Source organism: Citrobacter sp. Cpo090 (genome assembly GCF_030332665.1).
Classification (GTDB): domain Bacteria; phylum Pseudomonadota; class Gammaproteobacteria; order Enterobacterales; family Enterobacteriaceae; genus Citrobacter; species Citrobacter portucalensis.
This window is the reverse complement of the sequence record NZ_JAOWHK010000036.1, coordinates 294,764-311,380: the sequence shown is the minus strand read 5'-3', so window position 1 is coordinate 311,380 and position 16,617 is coordinate 294,764. Positions and strand designations below refer to the sequence as shown.

General features: G+C 48.7%; 13 protein-coding genes. 7 read left to right on the top strand and 6 right to left on the bottom strand.

Annotated features, from left to right (window positions below; translation table 11 throughout):
• Positions 1-26: 26 nt before the first annotated feature.
• The 4 genes from OGY83_RS21485 to dpaL form a co-directional block, all read right to left on the bottom strand.
• Entirely contained in the window at positions 27-1,313 is a 1,287-nt protein-coding gene (locus OGY83_RS21485; protein ID WP_286636870.1) for an MFS transporter, read from the bottom strand.
• A 78-nt stretch (positions 1,314-1,391) separates the two neighbouring features.
• The gene (locus OGY83_RS21480) at positions 1,392-2,984 is read right to left on the bottom strand and encodes an N-acyl-D-amino-acid deacylase family protein (RefSeq protein ID WP_286636869.1); all 1,593 of its coding nucleotides are present in this window, start codon (positions 2,982-2,984) and stop codon (positions 1,392-1,394) included.
• Between the two features lie 67 nt (positions 2,985-3,051).
• A complete protein-coding gene (locus tag OGY83_RS21475) occupies positions 3,052-4,236 on the bottom strand; it encodes a YgeY family selenium metabolism-linked hydrolase (RefSeq protein ID WP_071445418.1) in 1,185 nt (394 codons plus the stop codon).
• Positions 4,237-4,268: 32 nt separating this feature from the next.
• A complete protein-coding gene (gene dpaL, locus OGY83_RS21470) occupies positions 4,269-5,483 on the bottom strand; it encodes a diaminopropionate ammonia-lyase (protein WP_286636910.1) in 1,215 nt (404 codons plus the stop codon).
• A 381-nt stretch (positions 5,484-5,864) separates the two neighbouring features.
• On the opposite strand from dpaL, the gene OGY83_RS21465 reads away from it, so the two are divergent.
• From OGY83_RS21465 to galE, 7 genes are all read left to right on the top strand, one after another.
• Entirely contained in the window at positions 5,865-7,613 is a 1,749-nt protein-coding gene (locus tag OGY83_RS21465) for a sigma-54 interaction domain-containing protein (RefSeq protein WP_286636868.1), read from the top strand.
• 234 nt (positions 7,614-7,847) lie between these two features.
• Entirely contained in the window at positions 7,848-8,786 is a 939-nt protein-coding gene (melR, locus tag OGY83_RS21460; protein WP_003826064.1) for a transcriptional regulator MelR, read from the top strand.
• A 193-nt stretch (positions 8,787-8,979) separates the two neighbouring features.
• Positions 8,980-10,440: a Na+/H+ antiporter NhaC gene (gene nhaC, locus OGY83_RS21455; RefSeq protein ID WP_079939260.1), complete on the top strand. Its 1,461-nt coding sequence runs from the start codon at positions 8,980-8,982 to the stop codon at positions 10,438-10,440.
• Between the two features lie 123 nt (positions 10,441-10,563).
• A complete protein-coding gene (locus tag OGY83_RS21450) occupies positions 10,564-11,736 on the top strand; it encodes a MalY/PatB family protein (protein WP_286636867.1) in 1,173 nt (390 codons plus the stop codon).
• 154 nt (positions 11,737-11,890) lie between these two features.
• The gene (locus OGY83_RS21445; RefSeq protein WP_123268123.1) at positions 11,891-12,526 is read left to right on the top strand and encodes a carbonic anhydrase; all 636 of its coding nucleotides are present in this window, start codon (positions 11,891-11,893) and stop codon (positions 12,524-12,526) included.
• Positions 12,527-12,733: 207 nt separating this feature from the next.
• Positions 12,734-13,672, top strand: a complete 939-nt coding sequence (locus OGY83_RS21440; protein ID WP_286636866.1) for a glucosamine inositolphosphorylceramide transferase family protein — start codon at positions 12,734-12,736, stop codon at positions 13,670-13,672.
• A 52-nt stretch (positions 13,673-13,724) separates the two neighbouring features.
• On the top strand, positions 13,725-14,741 hold the full coding sequence (gene galE / locus OGY83_RS21435) for a UDP-glucose 4-epimerase GalE (protein WP_286636865.1): 1,017 nt from the start codon (positions 13,725-13,727) through the stop codon (positions 14,739-14,741).
• 46 nt (positions 14,742-14,787) lie between these two features.
• On the opposite strand, the gene OGY83_RS21430 is transcribed toward galE, so the two are convergent.
• Together OGY83_RS21430 and OGY83_RS21425 are read right to left on the bottom strand one after the other, a co-directional pair.
• Positions 14,788-16,179, bottom strand: a complete 1,392-nt coding sequence (locus OGY83_RS21430) for a DUF4832 domain-containing protein (protein WP_286636864.1) — start codon at positions 16,177-16,179, stop codon at positions 14,788-14,790.
• Between the two features lie 30 nt (positions 16,180-16,209).
• Positions 16,210-16,617 (bottom strand): hypothetical protein, encoded by a 408-nt coding sequence (locus tag OGY83_RS21425; RefSeq protein ID WP_191214066.1) that lies wholly within the window; start codon positions 16,615-16,617, stop codon positions 16,210-16,212.

The following is a 16,617-nucleotide window of genomic DNA, read 5'->3' as shown; positions in this document are numbered from 1 at the left end:
AGAGCCACAAGAGAGAGAGACATTTATCAGGCCTGGCTAGGCAACGCCCCCACTGCGTGCGAATTTTTCACTGTCAGCGTAACGACAGCTGAGCACAACAGTGCAGCAATCATAAAGATAAAGGCGCTGTTATAGCTTCCACCGCTGCTTTGGATAAGCCAGCCGATGATGGGCGCTGATACCACCCCTGCCATTTGACCGCCAAAGTTAACAATACCGGATGCCCGCCCCATGATGTTGCTGGGAATGGTATCCATCAGAATGCCCCAGAATGTTGCCATAGCGAAGAACATGAACAGGGCTGAGATACACTGATAAACCACCGCCATATCTGCACTGCTCACGCTGAAAGTCAGATACAGGAAACCCGCGGCAATAACAGAGGTTACGACATACAGCGTTTTACGCTGGGGTTTGAATTTGTCTGAGCAATAACCGCCTAATAATGTTCCGCCTGCGCCGAACAGGAAGGGTATGGCCGCCATGACACCGGTCTTTGCCAGAGAAAACTCTCGTACGGTAATCAGGTAGCTTGGCAGCCAGGTTGAAAACCCCCAGAAGGTGATATCAAACAAAAACCAGATGCTGGCCATTTGCCAGAGCACCGGCATTTTGAGTACGTCTTTAAACGCGATAGCACTGGTGTTTTGCAGACTCCCCTGATCGTCAGCAGCCAGCTCCGCCAGGTCTTGCTGCGTAATAGCAGGGTGATCTTTCGGATTGTCACGCGTAAATAAGTAGATTCCTGCCGCGATAAACAGACCGGGAATACCCAGCACGATAAACACCATGTGCCAGCCAAATGCCCCGATGATGCTTGCCGCCACGACTACCGCCAGCGCTGGGCCTAAGGTGTTAACCGTTGACTGAATCGCCGTGGCGCGACCACGCTCTTTCGACGGGAAATAGGTTGATATCATCTTCCATGAGGCCGACGGAAAACACCCCTCACCGATACCAAAGAAGAACCGTACTGCTAACATCAGCGGTAGGGTCAACACAGCGCCGGTTAAGCTGGTGAACACAGACCACCATGCAATACCAATGGCCATGATTTTGCGCGAGCCAAACTTATCCGCCAGTAATCCACCGGGAATTTGAAACGCGGCATAACCAATAAAAAAGGCGCTAATAATTAAACCTTGTTGGGTCGTATCAAGATTTAAATCTTTGCCAATATATGGGAGCGAAACGCTCATCACCATTCTGTCGAGAAAAGAGAGCAGCCACGCCAGCCAGATCAGTGTCAGGACGGTATATCTTGCTTTCCAGGTCTTTGGTTTACCTGAAGGTAAAGACGTTTGTAGGTTCATTGTGATGTCCTTAGGGTGTAGTGATCTACCGCGGCCATAAATAGTCGCGATAGATCCATGCGTGTTTAGCGTTATTTATTAATATTGTTTTCTAATAACCGTACCGCTACAGGCATAACTTTCCGTGCCATTGATTAAGGCAATGCGCCCATTAACCATGACAATTTCGATCCCTTCCGGGTACTGATTGGGTTCCACAAAAGTGCCTTTATCCGCAATTGTGTTCGGATCGAACATCACAATATCCGCTGCATAACCGACTTTCAGCAGTCCACGATCATGCAGGCCCAATACTTCAGCAGGTTTCCCCGTCATCTTGCGGATTGCCGCTTCCCAGCTCAGACATCTCTCTTCACGAACATATTTACCGAGTACGCGAGGGAATGCGCCAAACACGCGCGGGTGCGGTTTGCCAGCCCCCATTAAGCCGTCGGTACAGACGTTTTGTTCAGGTCGACAGAGAAACTTAATCACGTGCTCTTCGGTACCGTAGAAGTCGACCATCCCCACGGCGTTTTCCTCTTCAAAGAGCAGATCGAAGGTGGCGTTGTACGGATCTTTCCCGCGCAGCTCGCCCAACTGGACGAGGTTCAAACCAACAGCATCCTGATTTTTTGCCGTTTTCACGCTGGTGACAAAAATTTGGTCCAAACCGGCAAAATCGATAAAGTTATCCCAGCCAGGAATCCCCTGCTGAATATCATCAATCATTTTGGCGCGCAGTTCGGGCGAGGCGAGACGCTCAAGTAATTTGTCCGTACCACCGGAGTGAACCCATGGCGGCAGGATCACGCCGAGCATCGTGCTGCCCGCCACATACGGATACTGGTCGAAAGAGATACGAATTCCCTCTTCCTGCGCCTGTTCCAGCATGCCCAGCATCTGGTCGATCAGCCCCCAGTTTTTCTTGCCGCAAACCTTCATATGCGAAATATGCAGCCAGACGCCGGTGGCTTTGGCGATATCAATCAGTTCCTGGGTTGAGTTGATAATATCGTCAGCTTCACTGCGCTGATGCACCACAAAGATCCCGTCATATTTCGCCGTGACCTTACACAGTTCAATCATTTCGGCCGTATCACCAAAGGCGCAAGGCATATAGATAAGTCCAGTGGAAAGTCCAAATGCCCCGGCTTTTAGCTCCCGCTCAAGGACTTCACACATCTTCGCCACGTCTTCACGGGTTGAAGGACGCCCATCCAGGCCCATCGCTTCCATGCGCACGTTGCCATGAGGAACTAAATACGCGAGGTTTGTCGCCGGATGACGCGATGCCAGCAGATTGAGATAACCGTCTGTATTTTTGTATTTCCAGTCAATTTTGTCGGTGTCACCGTCCAGTCCGGCGATATTTTTACGCCAGGCTGGAATATATTCTTCAGGTAGCGGCGCTAAGGCGACGCCATCCTGACCCAATAGCTCGGTGGTAATACCCTGACGAATTTTTGCCGATAACGCGGGGTTAATAATGGCCGACAGGTCAGAGTGCGTATGGGTATCAATAAAGCCAGGGCAAATAATTTTTCCCGTTGCATCAATTACCTGCTCATTGGTGCCAACCTCAATTTGACCGATTTCGACAATACGTCCTTCATCAACCATCACATCGGCAATTCTGCCTTCACTGCCCGTCCCATCGATTACATTTCCGTTTTTGAAAATGGTTTTCATCGTTATTCTCCATGGCGGTGCTGCTGAGCCACACCGCCTGTAAGGTAAGAGGTGGTTATCTTTATTTTTATTGGCGATAGAGTGTCTGAATGATGCTGTAATAGCCGCTGGCCGAGCCGGTTAACTGATCGATCTCGATATACTCATCAATGGTGTGTGCCAGATTTTCTCGTGAAGGACCGAAGCCGATGGTTTTGATTCCCGCTTCGCCCGCATAGTGGCTGCCGTTGGTACAAAATGAGTACTGAGTAATGGTTGGATTAAAGCCAGCCTCGCGAACCCCCGCTAACGCTGCCTGCACAAATTCGTCGGACTCGTCATAAACCCAGCCAGGGAAGAAACGCTCTCCCTCAATCGTGGCGCCGGTATAGCAAGACTCCTGACCCACCGCGTAGGACACTCGGGCCTTAAACTGCGGATCCTGAGCAATAAGTTCCGCAAGCGCATTTTCCAGCGGCGCAATCACGCTTTCTTTGGTTTCCCCCACCAGCAAACGGCGATCGTAGGTTGCGCGACAGTAATCCGGTACCACCGAGGCTCCCGGGTACGGCGAAGATTTAATGTCGGTCAGTTCCAGAATGCCAGGCCCAAGAACCGGATGCGTTGGTGGTGTGATCGTGCGAATTTTGTCGATCAATTGCGCCATTTTGTACACCGCGTTAATCCCCGCCTGTGGGTTAGCGGAGTGCGCGGGCTTACCAAAGGTTTCAACCACAATCTCAGCGCGGCCACGCTGACCAATTTTCAGGTTTAACTCGGAAGCTTCACCGATGATCACGTAGTCGGGCTTATAGCGCTCGCTGACCAGGCGGGCAGCAATGCCTTCAAAACACTCTTCATGCACGATGCACGCAACGTAGATTTTCCCGGCAAAATTTCGCTGATTGTCCTGGCCGAAGAAGCCCACGGCGGAGATCATCGCCGCCACAGCGCCTTTCATGTCCGTTGTGCCGCGACCATAAATTTTGCCATCTTCAATATCGCCGCCGTATGGATTGCGGGACCACTTCTCTTCATTCACCGGCACGGTATCGATATGTCCATCGAGAACCAGCGTTTTCCCCGGCTGGTTGCCGACAATACCGCCAACAATGTTGCCGTACTTATCAACGTGGATGTCATCGAATTGGTAATGCTGCATCATTGTTTTTATGGCATTAACCACTTCCCCTTCCTGACCGGAATAACTTTTTTGCTGGATCAGCGCCTGACAGTTTTTAATAACTTCTTCAATGCGGTTTGCAGATAACATGGGTTTCTCCGTTATATCTCTTAATCAGGGAATTATTTGTTGATGCCCGGGTACTGGCCGCCCCAGACAATATCCAGATATTGTTGCGGGTCGGTATCCCCTTCGGTGCTGACCAACAGCACACGAGAGTGCGCATCCAGCCCCAGTTGCTCACGCGTTTGCGCCAGCTCAGGCGAGGTCATCAGCAGCGCCAGCAGACCGGTAGTAACCGCACCTGACTCACCCGAAATAATCTGTGGATCGCCTGCCAGCGGATTGCCCAACATGCGCATGCCTAACGCTGCAACTTCATCAGGACAGGAGGCAAATGCGTAGGCATAATCGCGCAGCAGTTTCCAGCCGATACTGTTCGCTTCACCGCAGGCGAGACCGGCCATCACGGTTTGTAAATCCCCCCCCACCGCAATGGCGTCCCCCTCTTTCGAACGGGCTGAGCGGTAGAGGCAATCGGCAATTAACGCTTCGGCGACGATCACTTTCGGGCGATTCTCACCCAAGGCTGCCGTCACCATTCCCTGCACCATTCCGGCAAACGAGCCGACGCCTGCCTGCACAAAAATGTGCGTCGGCGAAACCTGATGCAGCTGCTCTATCGCCTCCAGCATCAGCGTGCCGTAGCCCTGCATAATCCACTGCGGGATCTTTTCGTATCCTTCCCAGGCGGTATCCTGCACCACTATCCAGCCATACTTTTCGGCCTGCTCTGCGGTCATGCGAACCGCATCGTCGTAGTTCATATCGACGATCTCAGCGGTAGCGCCTTCGTTACGGATAGAGGCCAGACGTTGCTGCGAAGAACCCTTCGGCATATAAACCACGGCGTTTTGCTTCAGTTGGCGCGCCATCCATGCCACGCCGCGACCGTGGTTACCATCAGTAGTGGTGGCAAACGTGACGGTTTGCAGATCGTGGCGTACCTCTTCGCTGGTCATCACGTCAAAGGGCAGTTCACTGATATCCTTGCCAACTAATTCAGCGATATGGCACGCCATCGCATAGGAGCCACCCAGCGCTTTGAAGGCTTTCAGGCCAAAACGCTGAGATTCATCTTTGAGGTAGATATTTTTTACGCCCAGTTTTTGTGAAAGCGCCGGTAGCGTATACAGCGGCGTCGGCGCGTAGCCCGGAATAGACCGATGAAAATTCAACGCTTTTACCAGTTCCTGGCGGCTAAACGGTGCCAACGGCGCGTTCGGATGTTCGGTAAACGGTGTCTGGTTAATAAAAAATGATAAGTTTTCCTGCATCATAAAACCTCATTGTCCTGATATTTCATTCCCTGTAATCGGTGCAATACAGAGATATTTCCGTTATCGGTATTGGCAATAGAGCAAAATGCTTACCAGCTTTTTATGAATTGAGTAAATTCTTATGAATATTTTAATAAAACCTTTAATTTCAATAAATTATATAGAATTTAAAATTGACACCTAAAAATATCACCGCATCAGTTTATCGCCTCATTTTGATAAATTCTCATCATTGATAAATAGTGTGATCGAGGAAGATAAAATTAAAAAAACATCCAAAAACAGCATGGTAGATTGATTTTTCGCAAATCATTTTTGCATTGCTTCGCCTATTTATCATTTTCCTTGAGAAATGCGACACACTGCCGGAGAAGTATCATGATTTCAGTACTCAGCAATATTCAGGATGATATATGCAATTATGCCGACGCTATTTCTGGCATAACGGGCACGGACGTTGAAATCATTGATGAATCTTTAATGCGCATCGCAGGTACCGGGAAATACCGGCATATGCTCAATGAGAACGTGGCCAAAAATGGCTACATCTATCGTCACGTATTGCAGGTGCGAGAAACGGTATTAATCAAAAACCCCGGCGAGCATCCGCTGTGTCAGTTATGTGAAAAACACCACTACTGTTCTGAAATGCTGGATTTGAACGCACCGATTTTTCTCAATAACCGCGTGATTGGCGTGATCGGGATTATTTGCTCAACCCAGGCACAGCGTGACACGTTACTGAGTCAGATTGATAAATTTGTCACTTTTATTGAGCAAATCGCCGTAATGATCTCCAGTAAAGTCTTTGAATGCCTGGAACGTTTACGCGCACAGGAAACGCTTGGCGCATTTCGGCGTTTAATCGATGCCATGGACCGCGGCGTGGTGGCGATTGATGGCAAGGGTCTTATCTGGCATGCCAATCATTCAGCCGATCGCATCCTCAACCGTGAGGTTCAGGGACTACCACTGACCATTGAAACAACCGGGGACAGCCTGTATGGCGATGAAGAAGCGTGGCTGACGCTTGAAGGCCAGAAACATCATGTACTGTGCAAACAAATTTCGCTCTCCTCGCAGGATAACGATCGCTTAACTATGGTTATCTTTCGTGATGCACACGACTACCTGAGTAACCTTACTCCATCCCCTTATGAGTCCGACATGCAGGTGCGACTGATTGGTCACTCACCTTCAATGGAGCAGCTCAGAAGCACCATAGGTAAAATCGCCAACGGTTACGCCAGCGTGCTCATCACCGGGGAAAGTGGCTCGGGGAAAGAGGTCGTGGCTTTTGCCATTCACCAAAGTAGCCCACGTAAAGCCGCACCTTTCGTAACAATCAACTGCGCGGCTATCCCCGAACAACTGCTGGAAAGCGAACTGTTTGGTTATGTTCGCGGCGCATTCAGCGGGGCCGATCCCAAAGGGCGGATGGGGAAATTTGAACTGGCCAACGGCGGCAGCCTGTTCCTGGATGAGATTGGCGATATGCCACTGCACCTGCAGGCCAAGCTGCTCAGGGTATTGCAGGAAAAGGCTATCACCCGCGTTGGCTCTAATAACACCATCAATATTGATGTACGCATTATTGCTGCAACTAACAAAAACATTAACGCGATGGTGGAGAATAATCAGTTTCGCGAAGATCTTTTCTATCGCCTGAACGTGGTCCCTCTGGTACTTCCTTCCCTGCGTGAACGCCGGGCTGATATTGCGGTCCTCGCACAGTATTTTGCCGATGAGTTTTCGGTCAGTTATCAGCGACCACCGCAAAAACTGCCTGATGACGTTATTAACCGCCTTTATGCCTGGCACTGGCCGGGCAACATTCGTGAATTACGCAACGTGATCGAATACATTTTTGTGATGCGCGGAGAAGCCGCCGGGATCAACGCCAGCCATCTTCCCCCTTACCTGCTCACCGCCGCTGACGGTAGAAAAACAACGATGCCCACGCAACCCCGTCAGCTTGCCAGCAAAGGAAAACAGGCAGAAAGGGAGGCTATCGAACACGTCATCCAGCGATTCGGCTCAAGCGTTGAGGGGAAAAAACAAGCCGCGGCAGAACTGGGGATCAGCATTGCCACGCTCTATAGAAAAATAAAACTGTACGGTTTGTGAGCTTCCCGCGCCGCCATCCGTCAGGTACAGCAAAGTCCCTTATGATTGAGCGCTTTTAAGATTAAAGCTCACCATTCCCGATATCTCAGATCGGCAAGCGACAGGCACAGGATCTGAGTTTTTGGGAATAACTTCGCGAAAATGGAGAGAAAACGACGTTTTATTTCGGTTAAGCTATGTTCATGCTTTGGCGTTACCCCATGGCCGGAATCACTATCCAGGAACCCAACCATAATGGCAAAAAGTACCCCGCAGCTGCCGCTCGACCCACATATGTGTCGCAGCTATGAGAAAAAGTCGCGAAGTCCGCTGGCGCTCTATTCAGAGTATCAGCGTATGGATGTCGAACTGCGGGCGCCGCTGGCTATGACCTACAGCCACTGGCATGGTCAGGTTGAAGTGAACGTGCCATTTGATGGTGATGTGGAATATCTTTTTAATGACGAAGTGGTGAAGAGCAAACAGGGTTTTATCACCTTGTTCTGGGCCTGTACTCCCCATCAACTCACGGATGCCGGGCACTGTAAACAGATGGCCATCTTCAACTTACCGATGCATCTGTTTTTGTCCTGGCCACTGGACAGGGAGCTGATTAATCACGTGACCCACGGGATGGTGATTACTTCGTTGGCTTCGCAGCAGCTGAGCGCGTTTGAAGTGCAGCGTTGGCAGAATGAACTCAATAGCGATAACGAACAAATTCGTCAGTTAGCCATTGATGAAATCGCGCTAATGCTCAAGCGCTTTAGCCTCGCTGGCTGGCGGCCGGTACTGGGTAATAAAACGTCGCGCACCCAGAAAAACAGTATTTCACGGCATTCACAGTTTTACGTCAGCCAGATGCTGGAGTTTATTGCCGCCAACTGCGACAAACAGCTTACGGTTGATGCTATTGCCGAACACGTTAAGCTCAATCCTAATTATGCGATGGGTATTTTTCATCGGGTGATGCAACTGACGATGAAACAGTATATTACCGCGATGCGCATCAACCATGTGCGGGCTTTACTCAGCGATACGGATAAAACAATTCTGGATATCGCTACAATTGCAGGATTTCGCTCCAGCAGTCGATTTTACAGCTCGTTCCATAAATACGTCGGTATGCCGCCGCAGCAGTATCGCAAATTGAGTCAACAACGCCGACATCATTCACCTTATGCCGAGGGGTAATTTATTCGCCAAACGTTCTCTTACCTTACTAATAAAATATAAGCACCAAAATAGCAGGTCAAAAAAAACAATCTGCCGCAGTTAATAAAATAGGGTTCAGCCATGAGCTCTGGCAACTATGTTACTCAGATATGAGTAACCTGTAGCAGGTATTTATTTGACGTGTTCAACCATTAACGATTGGGATGGAATTATGGAATTAAATAACTGCACCGCCAACAACAGAAAGCCATTGTCTTTCTTTTGGTCAGTTTTACCCATGGTAGTCATGCTGGGCGGGATTAGTGTCGGATATTTTATCTTCAATATTCGTGCTGAGCCCATGATCCTGATGGGAACGGCAACCGCCTCGTTTATTGCCATCGCTCACGGCTACACGTGGGATGACATTCTACAATCTATTTGCAATAAAATATCTGAAGCGCTGCCGGTCATATTAATCGTCGCCAGTATCGGTTTCTTAATTGGCGCATGGATGGTGTCAGGCACTATTCCAATGATGATTTATTATGGTCTGAAGTGGATTAACCCGCAGTATTTCTATATTTCGGCATTTATGCTGGGAGCACTGATCTCAGTATGCACCGGTACCTCCTGGGGTTCTATCGGGACCGTTGGTATTGCTATGATTGGCGTAGCGATTGGTCTGAATGTCTCGCTGCCCATTGCCGCTGGCGCCATTGTTTCAGGCTGCTGGTTTGGTGATAAGCTCTCACCGGTTTCTGATTCAACCAACATGGCTGCACTGGCTGCCGGGGTAAACCTGTACTCGCATATCGGCCATCTGCTGTGGACTACTGGCCCGGGTTTCATTATTTGCTGCGTCGTTTACAGCTATATGGGCATGGGCATTGATGCCTCCTCCAGCGCGCCAGACAATATTACCAACTTGATGAATTCTATTGGTCAGATTTATCACTTTAATATTCTGCTGCTGCTCCCGCCGATCATCGTTTTATATGGCTCACTGTCAAAAAGACCGCCCATTCCGATGCTCTTTTTATCTACGATAGTCTCAATGATTTTGGCGTTAGTCTTTCAGCAATTCACGGCATCCTCTGTCGGCGAATCTGTGGTCAGCGGCTTTAAGCTCGCCATGCTTACCGGAGATAATCTGCCGACACTGTCTTCGGATGTTTCCCGTTTACTGGAGCGAGGCGGCGCTATTTCAATGTTTAGCAGCTTCGTTACCGTCTTCAGCGCCTTCAGCTTTGCCGGGGCAATGAGTGCGACAGGCTCTCTGCACACCGTGATAAACGCGCTGACAAAAGGCGTTAAATCCACATTCCGCCTGGTGGCTACCACGATTGTGACGACATTTACCATCTGTGCCTGTACGGCAAATGGGACCTTGCCGCTGCTGCTGTGTGGTGATGCCTTTAAAGAGGAGTACAAAAAACGAGGGCTTGCGGCAAAAAACCTCTCGCGAACCACTGAAGATGCCGGAACCGTTGTCGAACCGATTATCCCCTGGTCTGCCTCAGGCGTTTATTGCGCCACTATGCTGGGTGTTGCCACGCTTGATTATTTACCATGGGCAATCCTCTGTTATAGCGGCGTCATCTTTGCCCTACTGTGGGCGGCAACCGGTATTGGCATTGCTAAATATGAACCTGATGAAGCCACTGAGAATATGGTTGAGCAAAAATCATAGACTACTAAATAGCTAAATATTAGCTATCACCAGGGTAAATTAAATATATCCATTAGATATACATAAACATTCTCCGCTTTTGCGTTGCTTACACTATTTTCAGAGACTTTCCAGGAGTCAACAATGTCTTTGTTTGATGATATTGTCACAAGGGATGTTAATTGCCGCAAATACGGGCAATTACAACAGATGTACGGCACCACCGATGTATTACCGCTGTGGATTGCAGATATGGATTTTGCAACACCAGAGCCAATCATGAGCACGCTGCGTTCGGTGGTGTCGCAACCAGTGCAAGGCTATAACCTGGATTATCCGCAATGGAAAGAATCTGTTATTCATTGGTATGCACAACAATATGATGCTGATATCAAGGCACACTGGTTACATTTTATTCCCGGTGTCATAAAAACTATCGTACTCTCTTTAATGGCGCTTACCCGTCCGGGCGATAATATTTTAACCTGTACGCCAATCTATGATCCCTACCCTAATCTGGTAAACACCAGCGGCAGGAATTTGATTCAAACTCGACTCATTGAGAAGAACGGGCACTATGAATTTGACTGGCATGATTTCAGCGAGAAACTCAAGCAGTGCAAAATGTTTTTGTTCCCTTCACCGCATAATCCGGGCGGTATGGTGTGGTCACGGGAAACGCTGGAAAAAGTAAGCCACTATTGCCAGCAGGCTGGCGTCATTATTCTGTCTGATGAAGTGCACAGTGATTTAACCCTGCCAGGCAAGCGTCACCTGCCGTTTTTTACTCTCGACGAAGCGACAGGTAGCCAGTCAATCGTGCTGACCTCAATCAGTAAAACCTTCAATACCGCGGCGATCCAGGGCGGAATCGCCATTATTAAAAATGATAACTTGCGCCATCAGTTCTATAGTTTCTTAGATAACTGCTACCTTGCAGAGACGCATTCATTGCAACAGGCGGCCATTTACAGCGCCTTTACCCATTGTGGCGACTGGCATCAGAAATTATTAGCCTATCTGGCCGACAATGTAGCGTTTGTGAAAAGTGAAATTGAAAAGCACTGTCCTTTGATCTCGATAGTGTATGGCGGCGCATCGTATCTCCTGTTTCTGAACGCGGAAAAAATGGATCTCAGCGATGAACAGCTAAGCGCTTTTTTTGTGCATGACGCCAGGCTTGGCCTGTCGCCTGGCGCGCAATATGGTCCCGGCGGCGAGGGCCACATGAGACTCAACGTTGGCTGCCCACGTTTCATCCTGGTAGACGCGATGAACCGGCTTAAAATGGCGTACCAAAAACGGCAGAACACGTAACGCGCATCACACTATTTGCCCCGCCATGGTGGGGCAAAATTATCCAAAGATGTTGCAGAACTGCTATAAAGTCTTTCCCTTCTGTCGGCTGGTGTTAAACTGGAAAGTGTGATCTTCATCATAACCTGCTTAAACAGAGAAAAGAGACACTGCTATGCAACATATCATTGAGGGCTTCCTCAACTTCCAAAAAGAGATTTTCCCTCAACGTAAGGAACTCTTTCGTAGCCTGGCATCCAGCCAGAATCCTAAAGCGCTTTTCATCTCCTGTTCCGATAGCCGCCTGGTACCAGAACTCGTTACTCAGCAAGATCCAGGACAGCTTTTCGTTATCCGCAACGCCGGTAATATCGTACCGTCATTTGGTCCGGAACCGGGTGGTGTATCCGCAACTATCGAATACGCGGTTGTCGCACTTGGCGTAACGGATATCGTCATTTGTGGTCACTCCAATTGTGGCGCGATGAAAGCCATTGCCGATAGCCAGCCCCTGGATCCGATGCCCGCTGTCGCTCACTGGCTGCACTATGCCGATGCCGCGAAAGCCGTGGTCGATAAAAAAACCTGGGATAACCCAACCGATAAAGTTAACGCCATGGTGGAAGAGAACGTTATCGCACAGCTTAACAACATTAAAACGCACCCTTGTGTCGCGGTTGGGCTGCGCAATAATGCGCTTCGTCTGCACGGTTGGGTGTATGACATCGAAAGCGGTGAAATCCGCACCCTGGATAAAAACAGCAAAACCTACGTTTCCCTTGCAGATAACCCGCAGGTGCATTTCGAGTAATTCCCCCACTGGAGCAAGGATGCTCTGTATAGCTTTTACCTACTTTTGTGCTATAGACAAAACACAAACTTGCGACTAGCTTTAAAATAGCCACTGGTGTTCCTGCATCGGTTTTCGCACATTTATAAAATATTGCGACAGGTCTCATGCACTGAGTACAGACAGCTGTTCATACATGGTGCAGGCGATAATAAGGAGCCGGTACGAATGCAAGCAAAAATAAAAAGAATAATAAATATGTTATTTTATCATGAATCGTGGGATATCATGCTTATTAAGGATAATGGCGCACACTTATTCCCTGATAACACCCTGGAGATATTAAGCAAATCCACTGCACAGCAGTTAAAAAAGAAATATACATTTCAGGCCGATCCTTTTCTGATTGAAAAGGACGATAAACTGTATGTTTTCTATGAAGCTTTTAGCTTTCGCAACTCAAAAGGCACGCTACGATGTCGCGTTCTTGATCGCGAACTGGTTGAACTTGATGATATTAGGCTTGAGGGTTTTGATGACTTAATGTGTCATTTGTCATTCCCTTACCTGATTCATATCAACGATCAACTCTTCATGATCCCCGAGTCTTCAGAAAGAAAAGAGGTAATACTGTTTCAGTCAATAGAGTTCCCTGCACGCTGGAAGCAAGTTAAAGTTTTAATCTCTGATACCGAATTAACTGACAACATATTTATCTCAGTTAATGAAACATGTTATCTTTTGTCCACTACGATGGATAATGAAATAATTATTCATTCGGCAGATCATCTTTACGGACAGTGGCAGCGAATTAATCCGGCATTGAAGGTGAGCAATCATCATCATCGGGGAGCGGGTGCCCCTTATCATGTCGATAACAGAATATTTTTCCTTACACAGGAATGCACGCCTGAAACTTATGGAAAATCAATCTATATCAAAGAATTAGTGACACTGAATGACGCTAATTTTGATGAGAATCTGATCGAACAAATCAATTCATCAATCAACCACAGTGACGGCGTCCACACGCTGAACTTCTCAAATAACTATATTGTTTATGATACAAAAATAAACAAATTCAGCTTTTTATCTATACTTAAAAAAATATCTTATAAATGCATGGTTAAGTATCGCAACTATTACCTTACCAGGCGTTACCAGTAGCGTGTTCTCTATGGTACTGGCGTGAATCAATCCCCGTTTATCTGGAGTCTGTATGGCAATTCTGGTCACTGGTGGTGCAGGTTATATTGGTTCACATACTGTGTTAACGCTACTGGAAAGAGGCGATGATGTCGTAGTCATTGATAATCTGTCGAACGCTAGCCGAATCTCGCTTGACAGGGTCGCGGAACTCACCGGAAGAGAGCCAATTGTCTATATCGCCGATGTTCTCGACAGGCAGGCATTAAAAAACATTTTCGCCGACCATAACATAACCGATGTCATTCATTTTGCGGGGCTCAAATCGGTTTCAGAGTCGATAAAAGAGCCCCTCGCCTACTATGAAAACAACGTCACCGGTACGCTGGTTTTGCTGGATGAGATGCTGGCCGCAGGCGTTAATCGATTCATTTTTAGCTCATCTGCCACGGTATATGGTAATCCGGAAAGCGTGCCGCTGAGCGAGCAATCGCGTACGGGCGGCACCACCAATCCGTACGGCACGTCTAAGTTGATGGTTGAACAAATTCTGGCCGACTTCTCACGTGCGCAACCCGATTTCCGCATTACCTGCCTGCGCTATTTCAACCCGGTTGGCGCCCATCCATCGGGTCGCATTGGTGAAGATCCTAACGGTATCCCTAATAACCTGGTTCCGTATATCTCCCAGGTCGCGATTGGTAAGCTGGAAACCGTATCGGTGTACGGTAATGATTATCCAACTCCTGATGGTACCGGTGTGCGTGATTATATTCACGTCATGGATCTGGCGACCGGTCATTTAGCCGCGCTGGATTGTCAGAACAAAGGCGCGGCTTATAAGGTGATTAATCTCGGTACCGGTGTCGGCTATTCCGTAATTAATCTGATTGAGGCATTTGAAAAAGCAGCGCAGACCAAAATTAACTATAAGTTTGTCGCCAGAAGACCCGGAGACATTGCCGAATGTTGGTCTGACCCATCGCTGGCATACAAAGAGCTAGGTTGGAAGGCCATCTACAACCTTGATGAAATGATGCGTGACACCTGGAACTGGCAAAAAAATAACCCAAATGGTTATAACATCTGATGTGCTCTGCAGCGAGCCTGACCATCAGGTTCGCTGCTGCGTCTGACTAGCGTACCGTTATTGTTGATACCCGGTACCAGCCGCTGCTCTGCTTCCCTTCATTGGCAAAGTTAATTCTTGCCGTACCCGACTTATCCAGCATCGCAACCTCAATCGCGTATTGCCCTTTCGCCAGTCGGCCTGGCATAGATAACGCATAACTGACCTGATACTTACCGGGAAGCCAGCGGCGAATATCCACCGTGGAGTTCCCCTGTGCCACTACCTTATTAGCGTTGTCCACAACACGGAATGCCAGCATGTAAGGCAGATAAATCGGTGCGATCCCCTCATTGTACCAGGTACTGTTTAATGTCAGCGTTTGCCCGCTATCCCATACGGACTCATGGCTCAGAGACGCCAGGCGAAACCGATAGCCCAATTTGGTCAGCGCATCGTCGACAATTGGTCGATAGTCGCTGGGTATCGCTCTCGATTTCAGGTTAATGGTACTGGCGTGCTGTTTGACCGCCCAGTCAAAAATCCCCTGCACTTCAGCACGTGTATAGTGAAAGGTGTTCTTCCAGTCCTGCATATACGAGCAGATCTCCAGACTCACCGGCGCACGTTTCCAGGCGTCGTTGAACCCAGAATAACTCTGCTGCGCAGCCAGCAATCGCTGCGGGTAATCATCAGCCATATGGTTCCAGGAGTCCGAAAATACGCGCAGGTCTCCCCAACAGTCCGCACGCCACCCTGCCCCACGAGCCACCGCATTCGCCATACTTTGTCCGCCGCTTATCAACATGATTTTTGGCGTCACCGGAAAAGCAGAAAAGTGCATCGCGACGTAGCGATCCAGCTGCGCCGTGGTATATCGCTCAAGTAATGGCTTCAGGTTCGGGAAGTTGCTGTTATGCCATTCTCCCCACGATCCCACCATACCAATATCAACAAACGCGAGGTTTTCATTACCATCGTAGCGCTTACCAAATGCGTTCAACAGACGCTGGCTGTACTCAATAAACAGAGGATCGTCTAAATCCGGGACAAATGTCTTTTTATCTGGCGTCCAGGTGCCCTTCACGCCTTTTTTAATCAGCCAGTCAGGAATTTGCGAGCCACTTTCCGGCTCCGCCAGTACCATAAACCGTAACCCGACGTTCATCGCAGGACGATGTGCCGCCGCGTATTTGAAGGCCTCATCCACCAACGCATAATTGTACTGGCCTTCGACTGGCTCCAGATCCCGCCAGTAAAAACGCTCGTATTCAAATCCGGTATTGGGATAATCCGCCAGCCCCAGCGTTTCACCGTATCCCTGATGAAAACTTGCCACGCCGATCCCTGGATTGGTCAGTGGGCCTGTCAATGCTTTGGGGGTAACGGTCGTTAATGCGGCCATGACCGTCAACGGAAAGAACATCAACAACAGCGTGGAAACCCATTTACACTTCATCGCAGCGACGCCTCTACAGGTTTATTAACGCTAGCGGTCTTTCAGGCTTAACCACCAGTCCCAGATACCTACGTGAAAATTTTGGAACACATCAATACCTAACGCGGATTTGATCATATACAGCGTCAGCAATATGCAGCAGGTGACGAACAGCACGGCAATCAGCAGCAAAAAAGTGAGCAGCATTCTCGACAGGGTAGATTCCTGGCGATGCTGGCGACGTAAATCTCTGCCAAACAAAAAAACCAGATAATAACGCTTACTGAAAAAAGGAAAGCTTCGACGAATATCGATCTGATGCCGCGAAGCCAGCGTCGATGCCAGGATAGCATTTTCCACCTCTTCCTTTTGTTCAGGGGTCAACCCCTGCGCAATCGACTCATCAAGATGAGAATAAAATCGTTCGATGATGGGAGGACGATTTTGAGGACTGGTCAA